Consider the following 23,347-nt stretch of genomic DNA (forward strand, 5'->3'; position numbering starts at 1 on the left):
CTCCTCTTACGAGACAGGCTTTGCAGGGCGCGTCACCAGGTAGATGCCGAGCGCAACCGGGATGATGCCCAACAAATCACGGGCCTCGACGTGCTCACCAAGGACGAGATACGCGAACAGCATGCCGAGCGGCGGCATCAGGAAATGATAGGCGCTGGCGGCGGTCGCGCCGCACACTTTCAGGAGATGGAACCAGAGCCAGTAGGCGAGGATCGAGCCGCCCAGCACGAGGAACGCAAAGGCGCCGATTAGGCCCGGCGTATAGTCGATCGCGTGCACGTCGGCGAAACTGAACGCGATCGGCGAAAGTGCGAGGCCGGCCGCGAGGTTCTGCACGCCATTGCCGATCCACAAGGAGCCCTTCGGCGCGAGCAGCTTGAACAGGATGGTGCCAGCGACCAGCGAAGCGAGCGAAGCCAGCGTGAAGACGATGCCGTGCAGGGAATCCGTGCCGACCGACAGGCGATGCCAGACGATCAAGGTCACGCCGGCGATGCCGAGAAGGAGGCCACCGGCCTTGCGCAAGGTCATGCTCTCGCCGAGCAGCAGGGTCGCGAGCGCCGCGGTGAAGACCGGATTGGCCGATACGATCAGGCCGCCGAGGCCGGCGGAGACCGATTGCAGGCCGGTGTAGCCGAGGCCGAGATAGAGCGCGTTGTTGGCAATCCCTAGCACGGCGAAGATCGCCGCATCGCGCCAGGTTAACGACCAGCTGTCGCCGCGGATCAGCGTGGCGCCCAGGATCAAAATGCCGGCGAGCGAGAAGCGCGCGGCGAGCAGGATCAACGGCGGGCAATGGGTGACCCCGATCTTGCCGGCGACGAAGGCGTAGCTCCAGAGCAGGCAGAACAGGCCGATGGCGAGCGGCAGGGTGTTGAAGCGGGTGCGGGGGGCCGAAATCGAGGGGGCGAGCGACATGGGGGCATTCTCCTGAGCCTCGATCTAGGGAGTCCGCTTGTCATTTGGAAATTAAATGATTAACTCCACGCCAGTGGATTTTCGAATGGAGGCGGCCATGCTCGATCTCGAGCTGCTGCGCAGCTTCGTCTCGGTGGTCGAGGCCGGCGGCTTCACCCGCGCCGGCGCGCGCGTCCATCGCACGCAGTCGACCGTCAGCCAGCAGATCAAGCGGCTGGAGGACGATATCGGCCAGGTGCTGCTGCACCGCGACGGCAAGACCGTGCGCCCGACCGAGGCCGGCGAGCGGCTGCTCTCCTATGCGCGGCGCTTGCTCTCGCTCGCCGAGGAGGCGCGCGACGTGCTGCGCCAGCCGGATGGCGAAGGCGCGATCCGGCTCGGCATCCCCGAGGATTTCGCGGCGTACCGGCTGACCAAATTACTGGGCGCGTTCGCGCGCTCGCATCCGGGCCTGCGGCTCGACGTGCGCGCGGACCAGAGCAAGCATCTGGCGCGCGATCTCGAACGCGGCGAGCTCGACCTTGCGCTGTTCAAGCGTGCGGCCGGCGAGAAGGGCGCCATCGCGGTGTGGCCGGAGCGGGTGCACTGGGTCACCAGCAAGAGCCATCCGGTCGATGTTCACGCCGCGTCCGTGCCGCTGATCGGCTTTCCGACCGGCTGCCTCTACCGGGCCGGCGCCATCCACGCACTGGAAAGCATCGGCCGTGCCTGGCACATGGCCTATTCTTCGTCGAGCCTCTCCGGGATCCAGGCCGCGGTCGCCGCCGGCATGGGCCTCAGCATCTTGTCGGAGATGTCGATCCAGTCCGACCACCGCGTGCTGACGGCGAAAGATGGTTTTGCGCCGATCAACAAGACCGAGGTCGCACTGATGGCCTCGCCCGATGCGAGCCCGGCAACGCTGCGACTTGCAGATCGTCTCGCCGAGTTTTGCGATGCAGTGCAGGCGAAGGCGGCTTGAATTCGCAGAATATCGGACGGTCTCTTAGTTCGCCGCGGACATCAGCCTGTCGCCGCACGCATTCGCATAGAACTTGCCGCCACATTGGCGCTTGATGGCGGCGCAGCGGGCCGCGGGCGAGGCATTCTGCGGGACCGTGAAGCCGCAGCTGAGGCCATCGGCGCTGCGACCGGGCTTGCCGGCGGCAAACGCGGCACTGAGGGTCCCGATGCAGACGACGAGCAGGGCCGCCGCGGCGATCTCGATCAGCAGTCGCGTCAGCAGTCTCATGGGAATGTTCCTCCACACTGATGGCTGATTTGATCCGCAATCTAGCACCGAATCCCGGTTTCTCCGTGCTCGCCCGGGTTCCCAAACGGCCCGTTCCTTGCATAAATTTGCGCCAGCGCAGTGCACGGCCGCTCCAGTGGCAGTTCCGGTGCAGGGGCAAGACGCGTAAGGGTTAGTGGTGTGTTCGACCAGGAAGTGACGGCTTTGCAAGATCAATCGTTCCAGCCCAGTTTTCCCGCCCCCGGCCAGCCGATCGACGAGCTCGCGCTGGCTGAGATCAAGGGCGCGATCCTGGCGAAGCTGCGCCTTGCCATCGGCAAGGATGCCGGCATGGCGACCAGGCACGACTGGTACCAGGCCGCGGCGCTGGCGCTGCGCGACCGTGTCGTGCATCGCTGGCTCACGGCCGAGAAGCACAGCTACGACGCGGGCCGCAAGCGCGTCTATTATCTCTCGCTCGAATTCCTGATCGGCCGTCTCTTTACCGACGCGCTCAACAACATGGGCTTGCTCAAGATCTTCGAGGTCGCGCTCGGCGATCTCGGCGTCTCGCTGCCGGAGCTGCGCAAATGCGAGCCGGACGCTGCGCTCGGCAATGGCGGCCTCGGGCGCCTTGCCGCCTGCTTCATGGAGAGCATGGCGACGCTGTCGATCCCCGCGATCGGCTACGGCATCCGCTATGATTACGGCCTGTTCCGCCAGATCATCAACCAGGGCTGGCAGCAGGAATATCCCGACGAGTGGCTGAGCTTCGGCAATCCCTGGGAATTGCAGCGCCCCGAGGTGATCTACGACATCTTTTTCGGCGGCGGCGTCGAGCATGTCGACGACAAGGGCCGCGACCGCGCGATCTGGCATCCGGGCGAGACCGTGCAGGCGATCGCCTATGACACGCCGATCGTCGGCTGGCGGGGCCAGCACGTCAACGCGCTGCGCCTGTGGTCGGCGCGTTCGCCCGATCCGCTCAAGCTCGACGCCTTCAACAAGGGCGACTATGTCAGCGCCACCGCCGAGCAGTCGCGCGCGGAAGCGATCTGCAAATTCCTCTATCCGAACGACGAGAGCCCGGCAGGCCGCGAGCTGCGCCTGCGCCAGGAATATTTCTTCGTCTCGGCCTCGCTGCAGGATCTCGTCAAGCGGCACCTTGCGTCCGACGGACAGCTGCGCAGCCTGTCGAGCAAGGTCGCGGTGCAGCTCAACGACACCCATCCGAGCCTTGCCGTCACCGAGCTGATGCGGATCCTCGTCGATCTGCACAATTTCCGCTGGGACGAGGCCTGGAAGATCACGGTCGCCACCCTCTCCTACACCAACCACACGCTGCTGCCCGAGGCGCTGGAGACCTGGCCGGTCGAGCTGTTCGAGCGGCTGCTGCCGCGGCATCTGGAGATCATCTATCGCATCAACGTGCAGCATCTGGCGCTGGCCGAAGCGCGCTGCCCCGGCGACATCGACTTCCGCGCCTCGGTCTCGCTGATCGACGAGAAGAGCGGGCGCCGCGTGCGCATGGGCCAGCTCGCCTTTGTCGGCTCGCACCGCATCAACGGCGTCTCGGGGATGCATTCGGACCTGATGCGCGAGACCGTGTTCCACGACCTCAACCATCTCTATCCCGGCCGCATCACCAACAAGACCAACGGCATCACCTTCCGGCGCTGGCTGATGCTGGCGAATCCGAAGCTGACCGACCTGTTGCGCGAGACCTGCGGCGAGGCGGTGCTCGACGATCCGACCCAGCTCTCGCTGATCGAGGCCCGCGCCAGCGACGTCGAATTCCAGAAGAAGTTCCGCAGCGTCAAGCTTCACAACAAGACCGCGCTGGCGCGCCTGATCGGCGAACGGCTCGGCATCAAGGTCGACCCGACCGCGCTGTTCGACGTGCAGATCAAGCGCATCCACGAATACAAGCGCCAGCTGCTCAACGTCATCGAGACCGTCGCGCTGTACCAGGCGATCAAGGACAACCCCAATGGCAATTGGGTGCCGCGGGTGAAGATCTTCGCCGGCAAGGCTGCCGCGAGCTATCGCTACGCCAAGCTGATCATCAAGCTGATCAATGACGTCGCCGAGGTCGTCAACAACGATCCCGCGATCGGCGGCAAGCTCAAGGTGGTCTTCCTGCCCGATTACAATGTCAGCCTCGCCGAAGTGATCATTCCCGCGGCCGACCTGTCGGAGCAGATCTCGACCGCCGGCATGGAGGCCTCCGGCACCGGCAACATGAAGCTGGCGCTGAACGGCGCGATCACCATCGGCACGCTCGACGGCGCCAATATCGAGATCCGCGACCATGTCGGCGCGGAGAACATCGCGATCTTCGGCATGGAGGCCGGCGACGTGATGATCCGGCGCAAGCAGGGGCTGGACGCCTCCGACTTGATCCGCAACTCGCCGAAGCTGCAGCGCGCCATCAATGCGATCGGCACCGGCGAATTCTCGCCCGGCGATCCCGGCCGCTTTGAATCGATCGCGCACGCGCTGCGCTATCTCGACCATTACATGGTCAGCGCCGATTTCGATTCCTATTACGAGGCGCAGCGCAGCGTCGATGCGCGCTGGCTGGTGGCGCCGGCCTGGACGCGCGCCTCCATCCTCAACGTCGCGCGTATGGCGTGGTTCTCCTCCGACCGCACCATCCGCGAATATGCCGAGGAGATCTGGAACGTGCCGGTCAATCCGACCACGCCGTTGCTGCCCAACCTGCGCGACGCCGCGGGCTGATTTTTCCGCGGCGTGGAAGCGTTACCCGACAGGTAATTGCACAGCCACGCGATGGCTGTGATATGACGACCGTCATTCCGGGGCGGCTCGCAGAGCCGAACCCGGAATCTCGAGCTTCCGGATTCGATGCTCGGTCCCGCGCTACGCGGTCCCATCGCATCGCCCCGGAATGACAGACGGAAACGAAAATGCACGCAAAACTTCCCCATCCCTTCGACGATGCCACCCGCGTCACTGCCGGCGACTCCAGCTGGCAGGGGCACACCAGCGACGATTACTGGGCCTTCGTCGGTCCGTTCGGCGGCGCCACCGCCGCGACCATTTTGCGCGCGCTGATCGACCACCCGGAACGCGCCGGCGATCCGCTCGCGCTCACGGTCAATTATTGCGCGCCGATCGCCAAGGGGCCGTTCGATCTCGACGTGCGGCTGGTGAAGGCCAACCGCTCCAGCCAGCACTGGAGCGTCGAGCTCAGCCAAGGCGGCGGCGAGGTCGCAACGCTCGCCACCGCGGTGTTCGCCGAGCGGCGGCCGTCCTGGGAGCACCGGGTGGCGCAATATCCCGATGCAAAGCCGTTCGAGGAGACGCTGCCGTTTCCGAAGATCGCGGCGTCCTGGGCCAACCAGTATGAATTCCGCTTCGTCGAGGGCGAGATGCGGATCGGCCCAGCGCAGGCCGAACCCGCCAGCACCTATTCAAAAATCTGGATCAGCGACCGCACGCCGCGCAAGCTCGACATGCTGTCGCTGATGTCGATGTCTGACGCCTTCTTCGGCCGCATCTTCCACGCGCGGCGCGAGCTGGTGCCGTTCGGCACGGTGTCGCTGACGACCTATTTCCACACCGAAAGCGAAGAGCTCGCGGCTGAGGAAATCACGCGCGTGCTGGCGACGGCCGATTCGAAGATCATGCACAAGAGCTACGCCGACCAGAACGCCGAGCTGTGGTCGCCGAACGGAAGGCTGCTGGCGACCACGACGCAGATTGCGTATTTCAAGGCGTGAGCTCTCTCCACCCCTCGTCCCGCTCTTGCCGGGGTTCCTAACCCGCCATTCGCTGCCTCAGGCTCTGATAAAACGCCGTCTCGAAATTCATATAGCCGATGAACGACGTTGGATCGCCGAACGGAAGAATCTGCGTGGCCCAGAACCCGCCGAACCCGTTCTGCCGGTCGATCCAATAGAACAGATTGGCAAGGCCTGCCCAGCCGAGGGCGCCGGCGGGACGCCCGGTGGGTGCTTCCTGGTCGTTGATCATGAAGGACAGCGCCCAGGACTTTGACTGGCCCGGGAAGAACTCGGCATCATTGCACAGCGCTGGGATGACGCCGGTGATCGGTGTCACCTTCTTGTCTCCGAGATGATTCTTCTCCGCCATGCGCACGGTCTCCGCCTTCAGCACGCGGCCATGCTCGCCGGCACCGTCATTCAACCACATCCGGATGAAACGCATGTAGTCGCCGACCGTGCCGTAAAGGCCGTGGCCACCCATATGCACTTCAGGGTTGGCGGGGAGCTCGAAATCCATCGGCGTCAACGAGCCGTCGGCGCCGCGCGCGTGGATCCCGGCCAGTTTGCCGCGCATGGCCTCCGTCAGCTCGAAGGTCATATTCTTGATTCCGAGCGGCTCGAAGATGCGCGTATTGAAAACCTCGCCAAGCCGGCGCCCGGCGATGGCCTCGACGATTTGGCCGCACCAGTCGAGATTGGTGCCGTAGTCCCAACGCTCGCCGGGATCGAACAGCAGCGGCGTCATCAGGCAGGCTTTGGAAGCGGTGATGACGCTGGGCTGCCCTTTCTCTTCGGCGAGGCGGTTATAGGTGCGGTTGATGAAATCGTAGCTGAGACCGGCGGTATGCGTCATCAGCATCCGTGTGGTGATGTCCCGCTTGGGCGCCCGCAGCATCGGCTCACCCGCGGCATCAAAGCCCTCGATGACCTGGAGCTTGCCGATGTCCGGCGCGTAGCGCTTGGCCGGTGCGTCGAGATCGAGCTTGCCCTCTTCGACGAGTTGCAGCACGGCCGTGCCGGTGATCGCCTTGGTCGTGGAGAAGATGGCAAAGATGCTGTCGGCCGTCATGTCGGCGGGCTGGTCAAGGCGCCTTTTTCCCGCAGCACCTTCGTAGATGTTGCGATAACGGTCCGTCACCATCGCGACGACGCCGGGCACGCGCGGCGTGGATGTAACGACACCGTCGAGAACGGCGTCTGCAGCAGCACCGAAATTCGTGCTCATGGTTGTCCTCCCGTTGGGATTGGATGAATTCCGTCGACGCAGCGCTTCGCGAGCACTCAGTTCATGGTGAAGCCCAGGTAGCCGCTGGCGGCGACCTCGTTGCATTTCTGCCGGTAGGCGCCGACGCCGCCGCAGTAGGACAGAACGCGGCGCGGTTTGCCTTCGACGTTCGAGCCCAGGTACCAGGAATTGGTCTTCGCGATCAGCGTCGCATTGGCGATCTCATCGTGATGCGCCACCCATCCGTCTTCGGCATCCCTGGTCGGCTCAACCACCTTCAGGTTCTTCGTGCGCACGAACCTGATGCAATCGTCGATCCATTCGACTTGCTGCTGGAGACAGGTGGTCATGTTGCAGAGCGCAGCCGACGGAGCCAGCGGCACCGCGGTCGTGAACAGGTTCGGATAGCCGTGAACCTGCAGGCCCATCGTGGTGCGGATATCCTTGCTCCAATCCTCCTTCAGCGACCGCCCACCGCGGCCCCTGATATCGATGCGCGTCAACGCGCCGGTTCCGGCGTCGAATCCAGTCGCCAGAACGATGACGTCGAGCTCGTGGATCGTCCCGTCCGCGGTCTGGATACCCATGGGTGTCACGCGTTCGATCGGATTGGCCTTGACGCTGACGATCTCGACATTCGGGCGATGGAAGGCCTCGAGGAAATTCTGCTCCAGCGGCACCCGGTGCGTCCCGAAACCGTAGTCGGCCGGAATCAAGGCTTCGCACAGCTTTGGATCCTTCAGTCGCTCGCGCATCTTCTCGCGCACGAAGTCGGAGATCTCGGCGTTGACCTCGGCATCGAAGAACAGCTCGGCAAAGGACGAGATCCACAGCTTCAGGGAGCCGTCGTTCCAGCAATCCTCGATCACCTCCCTGCGCCGTTCTGGCGAAAGTCCGGCCCAGGCGTGCTCGAAATCGTATTCGAACCCGGTGAAGGTATGCGGCAGGCGCTCCGTGAGGTGTTGGAATTTCGACTTGTAGGCCTCCGCATCTGCCGCGCTGTACTTGGGATTCTTCATCGGAATCATGTATTGCGGCGTGCGAATAAAGACCTTCAGATGACCGACCTCGCCAGCGATGGTCTGGATGACCTGGATGCCGGTTGCGCCGTTGCCGATGACGCCGACGCGCTTGCCGGCAAAATCGATCGGCTCCCTGGGCCAGCGCGCCGTGTGGAACAACTGCCCCTTGAACGTCTCCTGTCCCGGAAACGATACGTGGGGGGCGGAGAGCATGCCGCAACAGGTGATCAGAAACTGGGTGTCGATCACGTCACCCCTGTCGGTCGTGACCAGCCAGCGCTGTGTGGCTTCGTTGAAATGGGCGCTTTTGACGATCGTCCCGAACTGGATGTCCTTGCGCAGATCGAGGCGGTCGGCGATGTAGTTGAGCCAGCGTTCGATTTCCGGCTGGCCGGGGAATTTCTCGCTCCAGCTCCATCCCTTGTAGAGCTCCTCGGAGAACAGATACTGGTAGATGTGGCTTTCTGAATCGAAGCGGGCGCCGGGATAGCGATTCCAATACCAGGTGCCGCCCACGCCTGCGCCCGCGTCAATTGCCCTGACCTTTAATCCCTGTTCGCGCAAACGGTAGAGCTGATAGAGCCCGGCGACGCCGGCTCCAACAACCACCGCGTCGAATTTCGCCGTGACATGCGCGCCATTGCTTCCATTGGGTTTGGTCGCCGTTTCCGCCATTTTTCCCTCCTAGGTGTTTCCAGAGCGCGCGCGACCCTCCCCACCCGTCGTGCGCTCGGATGGTGGTGCATCGCGTCATTTGTCGGTCCCGCGAGTGCCTGCGGCTTTTCACCCTTCTTCCGCACTTGCCCGGGACGCGAGGGAGGCTATGAGGCGGGCTGCGTTCCCGGCTTGAACAAAACCGACAATCCTTTGAATGAAGCCGGAGGCCGGCACCGACCTCGCCCGAGCTCGCTTGGCAAATGGCAAATCCGGCCTATGCTGCTGCCTTGCCGATCGGCCAATGAGAACAACAAGCAGTCGACCATGCCAAAACTCCAGGGAGGAGGCTCGCGCGATGGGGCAGTTCATCACGGTCGAGGAGCTGCCACGCTATGCTCCCGGCGAAATGATGCTGGACAGTTCGGCGGTGGGAAAAGCCGATTTTCGGCTGCGCGTGTTCCGCTATGCGCCCTCCGATATCTGGGTGCCGCCGTCCGATAACTTTCTGATCGTGATCTATCGCGAAGGCACCACGGCGATGAAGCGCCGCGTGACCGGATCCTGGAAGCAGGATCGGGTCGGCCGCGGCGTCACGACACTGCTGACGCGGGCCGAAGCGTCGAACTGGCGATGGTCCCATGACATCGAAGTCAGTCATCTCTACATCTCGCCCAGGCTCATGGCGAAGACCGCGAGCGAGGCTTTTGACCGGGATACCGAAAGCGTCGAGCTTCATGATCTGCTCAGGATCGAGGATCCAGTCCTGACCTGGATTGCTGACCAGATGGTGCAGGAGGTTTCCGCAGGAGGTCCGGGCGGCCGGCTCTGCTACGATGCCATGGCACTTCAGGCGAGCATTCACATCCTGCGAAAATACGCCTCAGTGCAGTTCAAGATGCCCTGTGCGCAAGGGCCCTTCAGGCCGGCGCATGCGCGAATGATCGAGGACTATATCGAGCAGAACATTTCCCGGAACATCACGCTCGACGAACTGGCTAACATCTGCAACTGCACGCCGGTGCAGTTCGCCCGCAAATTCCAGGCACACTATGGCATGCGGCCGCACAGCTATGTCCTCACCCGCAAGGTGGAGCGCGCCTGCGAACATCTGCGCAAGGACCGCCTGGCGTTGAAGGAGATCGCCCTGTTGAGCGGATTCTCCGACCAGAGCCATCTCAACCGGATCTTTCGCCGGCACATGAGTACGACTCCCGCAGAATATCGCAAGCAATGCACGGGCTAGACAGCCTGACGATGCTCAGGCCGTAAAAAGAAAGGGCGGCTGATGAAGCCGCCCTTTCTCGTCAATCACATCTTGCGAGAACTTACTCCGCCGCGAGCTTCACGTCCGGCGCGGCGGCGCGCACTTCGGCGTCCACCTGGGCTTCGAACTTGGCAAAGTTCTTCTGGAACATGCCGACCAGCGCGCGGGCGGTCTTGTCGAACTCGTCCTTGTCCTTCCAGGTGTTGACCGGGTTGAGGATCTCGGCCGGCACGCCGGGCAGCGCGGTCGGGACCGCGAAGCCGAAATATTTGTCGGTGCGGAATTCGACGTTGCGAAGCGAGCCGTCGAGCGCGGCGGTGAGCAGCGCGCGCGTCACCTTGATCGGCATGCGCGAGCCGACACCATACTTGCCGCCGGTCCAACCGGTGTTGACCAGCCAGCAATCGACGTGGTGCTGGGCGATGAGGTCACGCAGCATGTTGCCGTAGACGCTGGGGTCGAGCGGCAGGAAGGGCGAGCCGAAGCAGGTCGAGAATTCCGGCTGCGGCTCGTTGCCGAGACCCCGCTCGGTGCCGGCGACCTTGGCGGTGTAGCCGGACAGGAAGTGATACATCGCCTGCGCCGGCGAGAGCTTGGCGATCGGCGGCAGCACGCCGAAGGCGTCGGCGGCGAGCATCACCACGTTCTTCGGCTGCGGCGCGCGGCCGGTGCGCGAGGCGTTCGGGATGAAGTCGAGCGGATAGGCCGAGCGCGTGTTCTCGGTCTTGGAGCCGTCGTCGAAATCCACCACGCGGGTATCTTCGTCGAGCACGCAGTTCTCGAGCACCGCGCCGAAGCGGGTCGAGGCCGCGAAGATCTCGGGCTCGGCTTCCTGCGACAGCTTGATGCACTTGGCGTAGCAGCCGCCTTCGAAGTTGAAGACGCCGTTCGGGCCCCAGCCGTGCTCGTCATCGCCGATCAGCGTGCGGTTCGGATCGGCCGATAGCGTGGTCTTGCCGGTGCCGGACAGGCCGAAGAAGATCGCCGCGTCGCCCTTGGCGCCGACATTGGCCGAGCAATGCATCGGCATCACGCCGCGCTCGGGCAGATAATAGTTCAGCGTGGTGAAAACCGACTTCTTCATCTCGCCGGCATAATAAGACCCGCCGATCAGGACGATCTTGCGGGCGAAATCGATCGCGACGACGTTCTCCGACTTGCAGCCGTGCCGTTTGGGATCGGCGCGGAAGCTCGGCATGTCGATGATGGTGAGCTCCGGCACGAAGGTCGGCAGCTCGACCGCCCCGGGGCGGATCAGCAGGGTGCGGATGAACAGCGAGTGCCAGGCGAGCTCGGTGAAGACGCGCGTCTTGATCCGGTAGGCCGGGTCGGCGCCGCCATAGAGGTCCTGCGCGAACAGCTTCTTGCCTTCGGCGTGCTTGAGGAAGTCCTGATAGAGCGTCTCGAACTGCTCTGCGGTGATCGACTGGTTGCCGGCCCACCACATCTTCTTGTCGGTGGTGGCGTCACGCACCGTGAACTTGTCCTTCGGGCTGCGCCCGGTGAACTCGCCGGTGTCGGCGCAGAGTGCGCCGTCAGCGGACAGCACCGCCTCGCCCGCAGTGAGCGAGTATTGATAGAGTTGCGGCGCACCGAGGTTCCAGTGAACCTGCTGGAGATTCTTTAAACCGAACTTGTCGGCGCCAAAGGCACCGTTGCGCACGCCCGTCTCTTGCACGAAAAAATCCTCCTAGAACCCGCGACATTCAGCGCGACCAGAACTTCAGCACCATCGCGGTCACCGTGATTTATAGGCCAACCAGCCTCGGCTGGGCGACCTAATAATGATGAACGCTGGCGTTGCCAAGCTGATCCCGCAGGATTTGGTTTATTCAAGGACCGCGCCAAACGTCGCGCATGTCAGCTCTGAGCAGCTGCATCAAAAAATCACGAATGATCGCGCAACCAAATGCGGAATTCGGCGTTGATCAAGGTTTTTGCGACGCACAATTCCGGCTGCCGGCTTATCGTACCTCGCCTTCGCCGATGAGCGCGAACGGTCCCCACATCGCCGGGTAGGCGTTGCGCGGCGACGAGGTGTCGTCGACAAACGTTAACATCGCGCGGCGCAAGGCTTCGGCGCGACCGATTTTTGGTTCGTTCTTGAGCAGCTCGAATGTCGATGTGGTGAGGCGGGTGGCGGCTTCCGAATCCACGGCCCAATGCGAGACCAGCAGCGCGCGGGCACCGGCATAGAAGAAAGAGCGCGCCAATCCCGACAGCGCCTCGGCGCCGGGCTTGTCGCCGGCGATGGTGTTGCAGGCGGACAGCACCACCCAATCGGCGTTGAGCTTGAGCTGGGCCACCTCGCTCGCGGTCAGAAGGCCGTCGTCGAGCTCAGACGGCTGATCGGGAATGGACAATGCAAGCGAGGGCTCGCCCAGTCCCTTGACGTCGCCGGCAACGAGGCCGTGGGTGGCAAAGTAGATGATGCCGTATTGAGCAAGCACTGCACGCTTCAGCGTCGTTTCGCTGGCATCGCGTCCGAGATGGATGTCGGCATCAGTGGCGCCGACGTCTCTCGCCACCGCGTTGAGCTCATCGGCGGTATCGGGCAGTTGCGGCAGCGCCTGCGCGAGCCGCGCGCGGTCGACCCCGGCGCCGCGCCAGAAATCGGTATAGGCAATCGTCGCAATGCTGCGCGCCGCGACCTTGCCGCCTGCGGCGCGACGGTCGGCGGGTCCTTCCAGCGCGGGATTGAAAACGGGATCGCCGAAGCCGGTCATCGGCTTCGCGCCCTGATCCCTGCGCGCGAAGGCACGCAACGATTTCAGGCTGATCACCGACGGCAGCACCGAGACGGCCTGACGCCGCAGCAGCCAGGCGGCGTCGCGATAACCTTCGAGCCTGTCCGGAATCGCAGCCTGCGGCTTCTCCGTCACCAGCAGATGAAACGGCAATGCGGTCAGCGCCGCCGATGGCACGACCAAGAGGCTGCGCTTGTCCTTCGTCAGCGCCTCGACCGGGCCGAGCAGCGCGACATAGAGCTCGTTCGCGAGCGCAAGATCGAACAGCCCAGATTTGCCGGAGGCATCGCGCGCCTTGCCGACATCCAGTCCCCTGCGGAACGCCGAGACCTTCCGCGCCATCGCGTCCGCGCCGAGCGAGATCTCCTTCCAGTCGGCACCATCGCGCGTGATCGCGATGACATAGCTTCGCTTGTCGACGACGGAATAGATCACCATCGCCTCATCGGCCGACAGCAGCGGCTGGAAGTCCTTCACCGCCAGCGGCAGCGGGTTCGAGAGCGAGGCGTAGTCGGGAAACTCGAGCGTGAGCGTCTTCTGCAGGCCCGCACGCTCGCTTGCGATCGCAGCGATCCGCGCGCGGCTGCGTTGCTCGGCTGCGACGTCGCGCTGCGCCAATTGCTTCGACACCGCCGTGATGATCGCCTTGTCGAGCGCCTCGGCCTCGGCCGCGATATCCTGATCCCGGCGCACCAACTCGGCCAGCCGGTCGCTGCCGGCGGCCAATCGCACCGCGAGCTTGTTCACGGCAGAGGCGGCGGAAGATTGCGTGCCGCGCTGAATCGCGCCGAGGGCGTCATCCAGCGCCTTGTCGCTCGCCAGCAGAGTTTGCTGGCGCGCAGCGAACAGAACCGGCAGCACGGTGCGCAGCTGCGCGCGGTTGGCGGCAAGCGTCTTCTGCGCAAACGGCAAGGCGTCGGCGGTACGGCCCGACACCTGAAGGAAATAAGCGAGATTGCTGGTCGAGGTAACGACATCGGGATGGTCAGGTCCGAGTGCACGCTCGCGGATGGCAAGCGCGCGGCGATAGAGCGGCTCGGCCTCGGAATAGCGCTGCTGGTGCTCGTAGAGCCCGGCGAGATTGTTGAGCGAGCGCGCCACGTCGGGATGATCCGCCCCCAGCACCTTTTCGCGGATCGCGAGCGAGCGCTTGATCGGCGCTTCGGCGTCGGCATCGCGGTTGAGGTCGCGATCGACCTGGCCGAGATTGTTCAGGACCGTGGCGACCGCGGGATGCTCGGGCCCGGCGGCCTTCTGATAGATCGCGAGGGCACGCTGAAACAGCGGTTCGGCGTCGGCAAAATGCTCCTGCTTCACGTAAAGCGTGGCGAGATTGTTGAGAGCCTGGCCGACATCGGGATGCGCGCGCGACAGCGCCTTTTCGCGAACGGCCAGCGCACGCTTGAACAGCGGTTCGGCTTCGGTGAAGCGGCTCTGCCGCTGATAGAGCGCCGCAAGATTGTTCAGGAGCGGCGCGATCTCGACGCTGCCCTGACCGGTCCCCTTCTCCATCAGCGCGATGGCGCGTTTGTAAAGCGGCTCGGCCTGATCGTCGTGGCCCTGGTCGGCGTAAATCTGCCCGAGATTGTTGAGCGCCGCGGCGAGGTCGCGGTTGTTGCTGGTCTTCTCGAGCGAGGCCACCATGGCCTGCGCCAGCGGCAGCGCCTCCGCATATTTGCCGGCGCTTCGGAGCGCATTGATGCGCCCGCTTTGCGCCGACAGATCGCTCTTCTGGGCAAGACCGGGCGTGGCAAGCGACGTGGCGATCGCGAGCGCCAGACCCGCGGCCAATGCCAAACGACGACGCGTCATGAACCCTCGCTGCGAGCCTTAAGACCTGATCGTCTTGGGTCGCAGCGATGGGGCGCGGCGTTCAAATTGTTGCGTTCTAGTCCATCTTCATGCGTGCTTCGCCAGCGAGGCGGACCAGCATCTTGCGCAGCGATGTGCCGTCGGTCACCCGCTCCGGGAAGTCCAGCCGCAGCGCGTTCTGGCCGTCCTGCATGTCGAGGCCTTCCGGATCGCAGCCGGTGCAGCGCCAGTTCCCCGCAGCAGCGCCAAGGAGTTTGGTCGCATAGAGGCCCATGGCGTCGCGATGATCGGCATTCATGTGTTCGACAGCCCCCGCCTCCGCCGCCAGGAGATCCTCGGCGCCGGTGAGGTCTGTGAGGAACTGGGCGGGCTTGAGATCGACGATCCGGCCGAAGCCGGCGACCAGATGGGTTCCCGTGGGGTGGATCCGGAAGAAAGAGAAATCCTTAAAGGAAACAAAGCCTTCCGCCGACGGATGGGCACTAAGATACCGTCGCTGGAGCAAATCCTTCTCGGCACCGGCCTGCTCCGCCCGGCCGGACAGCATGATCCGGGCGCCTTCCAGCGGATCGCCCGCCGCCCGCTCGTCCAACATCAGGGAGATCCTGCTGTCGGCGAGAAGGTTCCTTGTATGCACGGCGAGGCCCGAGATCAGCAGGATGGGCGAGCCGTCGGGATGGCTGGCCAGATTGACCAGGGAACAATAGGGGTCGCCGCTGCCGGCCATGAGAGTTGCCAGCGCCCCCTGCCGCGATCGCCGCAGCAGGGATTTGGCGAGCTTTGCGGGGTCGAAATCAGGGGTCGGTTGCATCGGCTTTCTCGGCTCAGGTGGTTGCAAGGGGGGCCTTTTTTCGGGTAAACGGGGGCCCGGTTATGGGTCGACATGCGGCGGATCTGCCGTGTTTCGGGGAACTTGGTCACACTTCAGCCCAGCTTGCATTGCTCGGTGACAAGGTTCGAACGCCGACATCGGCACCCATGTATGCGGCGCATCAGTGGATTGCTCGCCGTTTCAAGCCACGACCCAAACGGAAAGCAGAAAGCAGAGGCTCATGCCCACAATCGCTTTGGTCGACGACGACCGCAACATTCTCACATCCGTCTCGATCGCGCTGGAAGCCGAAGGCTACCGCATCATGACCTACACCGACGGCGCTTCCGCGCTTGACGGTTTCCGCACCACCCAGCCCGATCTTGCGATCCTCGACATCAAGATGCCGCGCATGGACGGCATGGAGACGCTGCGCCGGCTCAGGCAGAAGTCCGACCTGCCGGTGATCTTCCTGACCTCCAAGGACGAGGAGATCGACGAGCTGTTCGGCCTCAAGATGGGCGCCGACGATTTCATCCGCAAACCGTTCTCGCAGCGCCTGCTGGTCGAGCGCGTCAAGGCGGTGCTGCGCCGCTCGGCGCCGAAGGACCCGACCGTCGCGCCGAAGGAGAACGACGCCAAGGCGCTCGACCGCGGCCTTTTGCGCATGGATCCGGAACGGCATACCTGCACCTGGAAGAACGAGCCGGTGACGCTGACCGTCACCGAATTCCTGATCCTGCAGGCGCTCGCGACCCGGCCCGGCGTGGTGAAGAGCCGCAACGCGCTGATGGACGCCGCCTATGACGACCAGGTCTATGTCGACGACCGCACCATCGACAGCCACATCAAGCGGCTGCGCAAGAAGTTCAAGGTGGTCGACAACGAGTTCGAGATGATCGAGACGCTCTACGGCGTCGGCTACCGCTTCAAGGAAGCCTGAGGCGCGAGGCGCCTTCACGAACGACGACGAGCATCGCCGGTTCTGATTCCATCGGGACCGGGATCGCTCTAAGGTGTGGGGACCTTCTCAACGCCGTCCTAACACGGGCGTAAGCATTGCTGGACCGAACGCAGCCTGATCCCAACCAGAGCGCCGGCGACGTCGCATCCGACGGCGTTCAGGAGCAGTTTGTCGAGGACAAGCCGCAGGGCTTCCGACCGCTGAACTGGCTCAAGCGCGCCGGGCAATTCTTCTTCGCGCTGTCCTTCTCCAGCCTGACCCGCCGCATCGTCTCGCTCAACCTCGCCGGCCTCGTCGCGCTGGTGGCGAGCATCCTGTATCTGTCGCAATTCCGCGCCGGACTGATCGACGCGCGGGCGCAGAGCCTGCTGGTGCAGGCCGAGATCATCGCCGGCGCGATTGCGGCCTCGGCCACGGTGCAGACCAACGCCATCACCATCGATCCCGACCGGCTGCTCGACCTCAAGCCGGGCGAGACCTATGGCGGCTCGGACGAGTACTCGCCGCTGGACTTCCCGATCAACCCGGAGCGCGTCGCGCCGGTGCTGCGCACGCTGATCTCGCCGACCAAGACGCGCGCCCGCATCTACGATCCGAACGGCAGCCTGCTGCTCGACAGCCGCAACCTCGAAAACGTGCTGCGCCTCGACCTGCCGCCGCCGGCAGAGAAGCCCGGCTTCGTCGAGCGCGGCATGGTCGCGGTGCGCACCTGGCTCAACCGCGGCGACCTGCCGCTTTATCGTGAGCTCGGCCCCGAGAACGGCAACGGCTATGCCGAGGTGGGCGATGCGCTCCAGGGCCAGAAGCGCTCGATGGTGCGGGTCAATGCCCGCGGCGAGGTGATCGTCTCGGTCGCGGTCCCCGTGCTGCGCTCGCGCGCGATCCATGGCGCGCTGATGCTGTCGACGCAAGGCGACGACATCGACCAGATGGTCACCGCTGAACGCCTCGCCATCCTGAAAGTCGGCGGCGTCGCGGCCGCCGTCATGATCATGCTGTCGCTGCTGCTCGCGAGCACGATCGCCGGGCCCGTGCGCCGGCTCGCCGACAGCGCCGAGCGCGTCCGCCGCCGCATCAAGGCCCGCATCGAGATCCCCGATTTCACCCGCCGTCGCGACGAGATCGGCCATCTCTCCGGCGCCCTGCGCGACATGACGAGCGCGCTCTACAGCCGCATCGAGGCGATCGAGATGTTCGCCGCCGACGTCGCCCACGAATTGAAGAATCCGCTGACCTCGCTGCGCTCGGCGGTCGAAACGCTACCGCTGGCGCGCAACGAGAACAGCCGCGCGCGCCTGCTCGAGGTGATCGAGCACGACGTCAAGCGGCTCGACCGCCTGATCTCCGACATCTCCGACGCCAGCCGCCTCGATGCCGAATTGCAGCGCCAGGATGCGATCCCGGTCGATTTGCGCCGCCTGCTGACGACGCTGGTGTCCGTCGCCAACGAAACCAAGCTCGGCCACGACGTCGCGGTCGAGACGCGCTTCGAGGGCCGCAGCCCGACCGACACCTTCGCCGTGAGCGGTCACGATTCACGGCTCGGGCAAGTGGTCTCCAACCTGCTCTCCAACGCGCAGTCGTTCTCCGAACCCGGCAGCAAGGTGCGCCTCACCTGCCGCCGCGCGCGCGGGGAGATCGAGATCGTGGTCGACGATGACGGCCCCGGCATTCGCGACGACGCGCTGGAACGCATCTTCGAGCGCTTCTACACCGACCGTCCGCATCAGGGTTTTGGCCAGAACTCCGGCCTCGGCCTGTCGATCTCCAAGCAGATCATCGACGCCCATGGCGGGCGCATCTGGGCCGAGAACCGTGCAGGCCCGCCGGATGACGAGGGCGTGCCGACGATCACCGGCGCGCGCTTCGTGGTGAGGCTGCCGGCGCTATGAGCCAAGGCAGCTTGAAAGAAGGCAGCTTGAACGAAGTCGGGCCGAGCGTTCACGCCTCCGCGGTCAAGGTCGGACATCGGGCGGTGCTGATCCGCGGTCCCTCGGGCTCCGGCAAGTCGCGCCTTGCCTTTGATTTGATCATGGCCGGACGCTCGGGCGTGGTCGAAAGGGCCGTTCTGGTCGGGGATGACCGTGTCCATCTGGCGACAGTCGGCGATGAAATTGAAGTCCGCCCCGCGCCGGTATTGGCTGGCCTGATCGAGATCCGGGGCCTCGGGATCCGCCGCTGCGTCTTCGTGGAGCATGCGACCGTCGGTCTCGTCGTCGATCTGGATGCCGCGGACGCCGAGCGCTTGCCTGCGGCGGATTCGCTGAAAACCCTCATTTCCGGTGTCGAAATACCACGAATCCCGGTTGGCCGCGGATATTCACCCCTCCCACTGGTTGTCGCGGCCTTGACCACTACCAAGAGTTCATCTTCCGTTAACCCCTCAGGCGATTGTTTGAAGGGAAATGGTAACCATATGAACCCCACTATCGCGACCGAATAGACCGGCGCAGCTCCCCTCATCCATCCGTCTAGATTCAGGGAGATACGCAACATCCCCTCTTGCGCAGGGGCTCTGGATGGTCAAAGTGGCGCGTTCGTGCGGTGCACCAAAAGCGCCCGCGAGGAGTTTTCCGATGATTGGTCTAGTACTTGTGACCCACGGGCGCCTTGCCGACGAATTCAAGGCAGCGCTTGAACATGTCATGGGCCCACAAAAGCAAATCGAAGCGATCACGATCGGCGCCGAAGATGATTCCGATCTCTGCCGAAGTGACATCATCGAGGCGGTTAACCGCGTCGATTCCGGCGACGGCGTTGCGATCCTCACCGACATGTTCGGCGGCACGCCGTCGAACCTTGCAATATCCTGCATGAGCCGGCCCAAGGTCGAAGTGCTCGCGGGCATCAACCTGCCCATGCTGGTCAAGCTCGCCAAGGTGCGCGAGGAGCGTCCGCTGCCCGACGCGATCGCGATGGCCCAGGAAGCAGGCCGCAAATACGTCACCATCGCCAGCCGCGTGCTCGCCGGCAAATGAGCGACGAGGCGCCACAAGCGGGGACAGGCGTGCCCGCGGGCGCGATCTCCAAGGACCTCCTGATCATCAACAAGCGCGGCCTGCATGCGCGAGCCTCCGCGAAATTCGTCCAGGCCGTCGAGCGCTTCGATGCGCAGGTCTGGGTGACGCGCGGCGGCGAGACCGTCGGCGGCACCTCGATCATGGGCCTGATGATGCTTGCCGCAGGACCGGGCACGACGATCACCGTGGCCGCCGCCGGCACCGACGCGGAAGCTGCGCTCGCGGCGATCACCGAGCTCGTTGAAAGCAAGTTCAACGAGGAAGGGATCTGAACCACGCGCTCGGTTGCCGTAGTGCCGTAGGGTGGGCAAAGGCGCGGAAGCGCCGTGCCCACGAACTCATCAGACGTGGGCACGCTGCGCTTTGCCCACCCTACGGCACCTCTCACTTCGCCGGCGGCGCGATGTAGACGTTCCAACTCATCGCCGGGCCGGCCTTGCCGTGGGTGAAGCGGCGCGTGGTCATCATCACGCGCTCGGCGTTCGGCGCCACCTCCGAAACCCACTTCTCGAACTTGGGCAGTCGTTCGTCGGTCGGATCGACTACGCCGATGAAGCCGTATCTCTTGACGTCGTCGAGCGAGGTCAGCCCCGACGCCCACGCCTCGTTCGGCGTGAACGGGCTGGGGTGATCGGGGCTGTAGAACACCATCGGCTGGATCGTTTCCATCGTCCCCGCAACGACCGCCCAGCGCGAGGCGAAGCGCGCGTGCCAGGCCTGGGTCAGCTCGCGTGCGAGCTCCGAGCGCGCGCCATAGGTCGCCGTGTTGCCGGCATTGGCCGTCATCTCGCGCGCGGCGATCCAGGGCGAGGCGGCGAGCGTGGCAACGCTGAGCACGAGCCAGATCGCGGCGATGTTGAACAGGCTCGCGCCCTGCACCCGCAGCGCCGGAATCGCGACCAGCGCGAGCGGCACCAGGAAGAACAGCGAGATGCCCCAATCGGTCTTCAGGTAGACGCCGAAGACCAGCGCGCCGAGCGGCGGGCCGAATGCGACGATGATCTGGATCATCCACACGTTCAGCGCCTGCGAGACATTGACGCCCGGATTGGCGCCGCGCGCCCAGGCGCGCGTGACGATGCGCAGAGGTGCTCGCACGAGCAACGTCATCCACGGCGGCACCAGCGCCATCGCGAGCCCGGCCAGCGCCACCGGCAATGCCAGCAGTCCGAGATTATGCAGCATGTAGCCGGTGACGAGCTGATGCACCTGGCCGCTGTCCGCGAGGCTGTAGGTGTCGCCGGCATAGGTCAGCGGCACGAAATGCGCCTCGGCCAGCCAGACCACGTGCGGGATCATCGCCACGACCATCGTCGCGATCGCGACCCACGGCGCCGGCGAACCCAAAAATCTCATCCGCTCCGGATGGATCAGCGCGGCAAGCCCGATGGCGCCGATCATGGTCAGCACCCAATATTTGGTCATCAGCGCCAGCGCGCCGGCAAGGCCGAGCAGGACGCCGGACTGCCAGCTCCGCTTCTCGAATGCATTGAGATAGGCGAGCACCAGCAGCGGCAGGGTGACGAGCTGAAGCAGATCCGGGTTGTATTTGAAACCCTTGAAATTGAAGATCGGGTAGAGCGCGACCATCACCACGACCAGGAACGCGCGCCGCGCATCCACCACGCGCAAGGCAACCAGCCAGCAGATCACCATGCCGGCGCTGACCGTCGCCATCGCCAGCGCATAGGTCGCCCAGTCCGCCGCCGGGAACAGCTTGAACCAGAGCCCGGCGACCCAGCCCGACAGCGGCGGGTGCTTGCCATAGCCCCACAGGAATTTCTGGCCCCAGCCATAGGCTTCTGCGACGTCCATGTGAACGTCCTGCGCTGCCTTCAGATTGATCAGGATGAAGGTCCAGAGCACCGCATGCAGGATGGCGAGCTGGATCACCAGCCACAATCTCGCCTCGGGGCGGACCGCGCAGGCAACCAGCCAGGCCCGGAAGCGGGCAAAGCTCGGGCGGGCCTTCGTGCGCACTCCAGGGGTGGGAAGAGACGTGGTCGACATGGGCGCTTGCCTAGCGCGTTTTGGCCCATCGTGGAATCAGCTTGGCGTGAAGAAAGGCCCTGAAATTACAGCAATATGGTTGCCGCACGGGGATGTGAGTGGTATCCCGCGCCCATGACGACCGTCCCCATTTCCAACATCCGCAATTTCTCCATCGTCGCCCATATCGACCATGGCAAATCGACGCTGGCCGACCGCCTGATCCAGATGACCGGCGGCCTCTCCGACCGCGAGATGGCGGGCAAGGAGCAGGTGCTCGATTCCATGGACATCGAGCGCGAGCGCGGCATCACCATCAAGGCGCAGACGGTGCGCCTGCAGTACCGCGCCAAGGACGGCAAGGACTACATCTTCAACCTGATGGACACGCCCGGCCATGTCGACTTCGCCTACGAAGTCTCGCGGTCGCTGGCGGCCTGCGAAGGTTCCCTGCTCGTGGTCGACGCCAGCCAGGGCGTCGAGGCGCAGACGCTCGCCAACGTCTACCAGGCGCTCGACAACAATCACGAGATCGTCCCGGTCCTGAACAAGGTCGACCTGCCCGCGGCCGAACCCGAGAAGATCAAGCAGCAGATCGAGGACGTCATCGGCATCGACGCCTCCGACGCGGTGATGATCTCGGCCAAGACCGGCCTCGGCGTGCCCGACGTGCTGGAAGCCATCGTCACCCGCCTGCCGCCGCCGAAGGGCGACCGCAATGCGACCTTGAAGGCGCTGCTGGTCGACAGCTGGTACGACGTCTATCTCGGCGTCGTCGTTCTCATCCGCGTCGTCGACGGTGTCATGAAGAAGGGCAGCCGCGTGCGCATGATGGGTACGGGCGCCGCCTATGACGTCGAGCGCGTCGGCTTCTTCACGCCGAAGATGCAGCAGGTCGACGAGCTCGGCCCCGGCGAGATCGGCTTCATCACCGCCGCGATCAAGGAAGTCGCCGACACCCGCGTCGGCGACACCATCACCGACGACAGGAAGCCGGTGACGGAGATGCTGCCGGGCTTCAAGCCGGCCATCCCGGTGGTGTTCTGCGGCCTGTTCCCGGTCGACGCCGACGATTTCGAAACGCTGCGCGGCGCCATGGGCAAGCTGCGCCTCAACGACGCCAGCTTCTCGTTCGAGATGGAAACGTCGGCCGCACTCGGCTTCGGCTTCCGCTGCGGCTTCCTCGGCCTGCTGCACCTCGAGATCATCCAGGAGCGGCTGTCGCGCGAGTTCGATCTCAATCTGATCGCGACCGCGCCGAGCGTCATCTACAAGATGAAGCTGACCGACGGCACCGAGATCGAGATCCACAATCCCGTCGACATGCCTGACGTGGTCAAGATCGCCGAGATCCAGGAGCCCTGGATCGAGGCCACGATCATGACGCCCGACGAATATCTCGGCAGCGTGCTGAAGCTGTGCCAGGACCGCCGCGGCTCGCAGAAGGAGCTGACCTATGTCGGCTCCCGCGCCATGGTGAAATACGATTTGCCGCTCAACGAAGTCGTGTTCGACTTCTACGACCGGCTCAAATCGGTCTCCAAGGGCTACGCCTCGTTCGACTATCATCTCACCGACTACAAGCCGGCCGACCTCGTCAAGATGCAGATCCTCGTCAACAACGAGCCGGTCGACGCGCTTTCGATGCTGGTCCATCGCACCCGCGCGGAGGGACGCGGCCGCGCCATGGTCGAGAAGATGAAGGAGCTGATCCCGCCGCACATGTTCCAGATCCCGATCCAGGCGGCGATCGGCGGCAAGGTGATCGCCCGCGAGACGGTCCGCGCGCTGCGCAAGGACGTCACCGCAAAGTGCTACGGCGGCGACATCACGCGTAAGCGCAAGCTTCTGGAGAAGCAGAAGGAAGGCAAGAAGAAGATGCGGCAGTTCGGCAAGGTCGACATCCCGCAGGAAGCTTTCATTGCCGCGCTGAAGGTGGATAGCTGAGGCGGGTTC

18 protein-coding genes are annotated in these 23,347 nt (G+C 64.4%); 10 read left to right on the forward strand and 8 right to left on the reverse strand.

Going from position 1 to position 23,347, the window contains the following annotated elements; all coding sequences use genetic code 11:
* Positions 1–6: 6 nt before the first annotated feature.
* Positions 7–918: a DMT family transporter gene (locus GGD61_RS07960; RefSeq protein ID WP_092255866.1), complete on the reverse strand. Its 912-nt coding sequence runs from the start codon at positions 916–918 to the stop codon at positions 7–9.
* A gap of 97 nt (positions 919–1,015) precedes the next feature.
* Between GGD61_RS07960 and GGD61_RS07965 the strand changes: the two genes are divergently transcribed.
* Complete coding sequence (locus tag GGD61_RS07965) at positions 1,016–1,879, forward strand: LysR family transcriptional regulator (RefSeq protein WP_177237081.1); 864 nt, start codon at positions 1,016–1,018, stop codon at positions 1,877–1,879.
* 24 nt (positions 1,880–1,903) lie between these two features.
* Here the strand turns inward: GGD61_RS07965 and GGD61_RS07970 are convergent, their stop codons facing one another.
* On the reverse strand, positions 1,904–2,149 hold the full coding sequence (locus GGD61_RS07970; protein WP_177237082.1) for a hypothetical protein: 246 nt from the start codon (positions 2,147–2,149) through the stop codon (positions 1,904–1,906).
* Between the two features lie 204 nt (positions 2,150–2,353).
* On the opposite strand from GGD61_RS07970, the gene GGD61_RS07975 reads away from it, so the two are divergent.
* Positions 2,354–4,870, forward strand: a complete 2,517-nt coding sequence (locus GGD61_RS07975) for a glycogen/starch/alpha-glucan phosphorylase (RefSeq protein ID WP_177237083.1) — start codon at positions 2,354–2,356, stop codon at positions 4,868–4,870.
* Between the two features lie 188 nt (positions 4,871–5,058).
* Complete coding sequence (locus GGD61_RS07980; RefSeq protein ID WP_092255875.1) at positions 5,059–5,874, forward strand: acyl-CoA thioesterase II; 816 nt, start codon at positions 5,059–5,061, stop codon at positions 5,872–5,874.
* Positions 5,875–5,911: 37 nt separating this feature from the next.
* Here GGD61_RS07980 and GGD61_RS07985 read toward each other — a convergent pair whose 3' ends face one another.
* Together GGD61_RS07985 and GGD61_RS07990 are read right to left on the reverse strand one after the other, a co-directional pair.
* A complete protein-coding gene (locus GGD61_RS07985; protein WP_092255878.1) occupies positions 5,912–7,105 on the reverse strand; it encodes a serine hydrolase in 1,194 nt (397 codons plus the stop codon).
* A 56-nt stretch (positions 7,106–7,161) separates the two neighbouring features.
* Entirely contained in the window at positions 7,162–8,802 is a 1,641-nt protein-coding gene (locus GGD61_RS07990; RefSeq protein WP_092255883.1) for an NAD(P)/FAD-dependent oxidoreductase, read from the reverse strand.
* A 337-nt stretch (positions 8,803–9,139) separates the two neighbouring features.
* Here GGD61_RS07990 and GGD61_RS07995 point away from each other — a divergent pair, with 337 nt between their 5' ends.
* Positions 9,140–10,027 carry a helix-turn-helix domain-containing protein gene (locus GGD61_RS07995; protein WP_018316381.1) on the forward strand — a complete coding sequence of 296 codons (888 nt, stop codon included), beginning with the start codon at positions 9,140–9,142 and terminating at the stop codon, positions 10,025–10,027.
* Positions 10,028–10,109: 82 nt separating this feature from the next.
* On the opposite strand, the gene GGD61_RS08000 is transcribed toward GGD61_RS07995, so the two are convergent.
* The 3 genes from GGD61_RS08000 to GGD61_RS08010 form a co-directional block, all read right to left on the reverse strand.
* Positions 10,110–11,726: a phosphoenolpyruvate carboxykinase gene (locus GGD61_RS08000; protein ID WP_183230483.1), complete on the reverse strand. Its 1,617-nt coding sequence runs from the start codon at positions 11,724–11,726 to the stop codon at positions 10,110–10,112.
* A 286-nt stretch (positions 11,727–12,012) separates the two neighbouring features.
* The gene (locus GGD61_RS08005; protein ID WP_092261221.1) at positions 12,013–14,607 is read right to left on the reverse strand and encodes a tetratricopeptide repeat protein; all 2,595 of its coding nucleotides are present in this window, start codon (positions 14,605–14,607) and stop codon (positions 12,013–12,015) included.
* A 76-nt stretch (positions 14,608–14,683) separates the two neighbouring features.
* Positions 14,684–15,418, reverse strand: a complete 735-nt coding sequence (locus GGD61_RS08010; protein ID WP_092261222.1) for a HugZ family protein — start codon at positions 15,416–15,418, stop codon at positions 14,684–14,686.
* Between the two features lie 241 nt (positions 15,419–15,659).
* On the opposite strand from GGD61_RS08010, the gene GGD61_RS08015 reads away from it, so the two are divergent.
* The 5 genes from GGD61_RS08015 to GGD61_RS08035 all read left to right on the forward strand — a co-directional run bounded on the left by GGD61_RS08015 (position 15,660) and on the right by GGD61_RS08035 (position 19,674).
* A complete protein-coding gene (locus GGD61_RS08015; RefSeq protein WP_008542552.1) occupies positions 15,660–16,361 on the forward strand; it encodes a response regulator transcription factor in 702 nt (233 codons plus the stop codon).
* 116 nt (positions 16,362–16,477) lie between these two features.
* Positions 16,478–18,274 (forward strand): sensor histidine kinase, encoded by a 1,797-nt coding sequence (locus tag GGD61_RS08020; RefSeq protein WP_018316386.1) that lies wholly within the window; start codon positions 16,478–16,480, stop codon positions 18,272–18,274.
* A 26-nt stretch (positions 18,275–18,300) separates the two neighbouring features.
* Complete coding sequence (locus GGD61_RS08025; protein ID WP_092261393.1) at positions 18,301–18,825, forward strand: HPr kinase/phosphorylase; 525 nt, start codon at positions 18,301–18,303, stop codon at positions 18,823–18,825.
* 133 nt (positions 18,826–18,958) lie between these two features.
* Positions 18,959–19,360: a PTS sugar transporter subunit IIA gene (locus GGD61_RS08030; RefSeq protein ID WP_007597752.1), complete on the forward strand. Its 402-nt coding sequence runs from the start codon at positions 18,959–18,961 to the stop codon at positions 19,358–19,360.
* Entirely contained in the window at positions 19,357–19,674 is a 318-nt protein-coding gene (locus tag GGD61_RS08035) for an HPr family phosphocarrier protein (protein ID WP_018316388.1), read from the forward strand. The genes GGD61_RS08030 and GGD61_RS08035 overlap by 4 nt, the downstream gene beginning before the upstream one ends.
* A gap of 112 nt (positions 19,675–19,786) precedes the next feature.
* On the opposite strand, the gene GGD61_RS08040 is transcribed toward GGD61_RS08035, so the two are convergent.
* Complete coding sequence (locus GGD61_RS08040; protein ID WP_092261223.1) at positions 19,787–21,412, reverse strand: glycosyltransferase family 39 protein; 1,626 nt, start codon at positions 21,410–21,412, stop codon at positions 19,787–19,789.
* Between the two features lie 114 nt (positions 21,413–21,526).
* Between GGD61_RS08040 and lepA the strand changes: the two genes are divergently transcribed.
* Positions 21,527–23,338: a translation elongation factor 4 gene (gene lepA / locus GGD61_RS08045; protein WP_026201664.1), complete on the forward strand. Its 1,812-nt coding sequence runs from the start codon at positions 21,527–21,529 to the stop codon at positions 23,336–23,338.
* The last annotated feature ends 9 nt before the right edge of the window (positions 23,339–23,347 follow it).

Origin of the sequence: Bradyrhizobium sp. SBR1B, assembly GCF_014198205.1 — a bacterium.
Classification (GTDB): Bacteria; Pseudomonadota; Alphaproteobacteria; order Rhizobiales; family Xanthobacteraceae; genus Bradyrhizobium.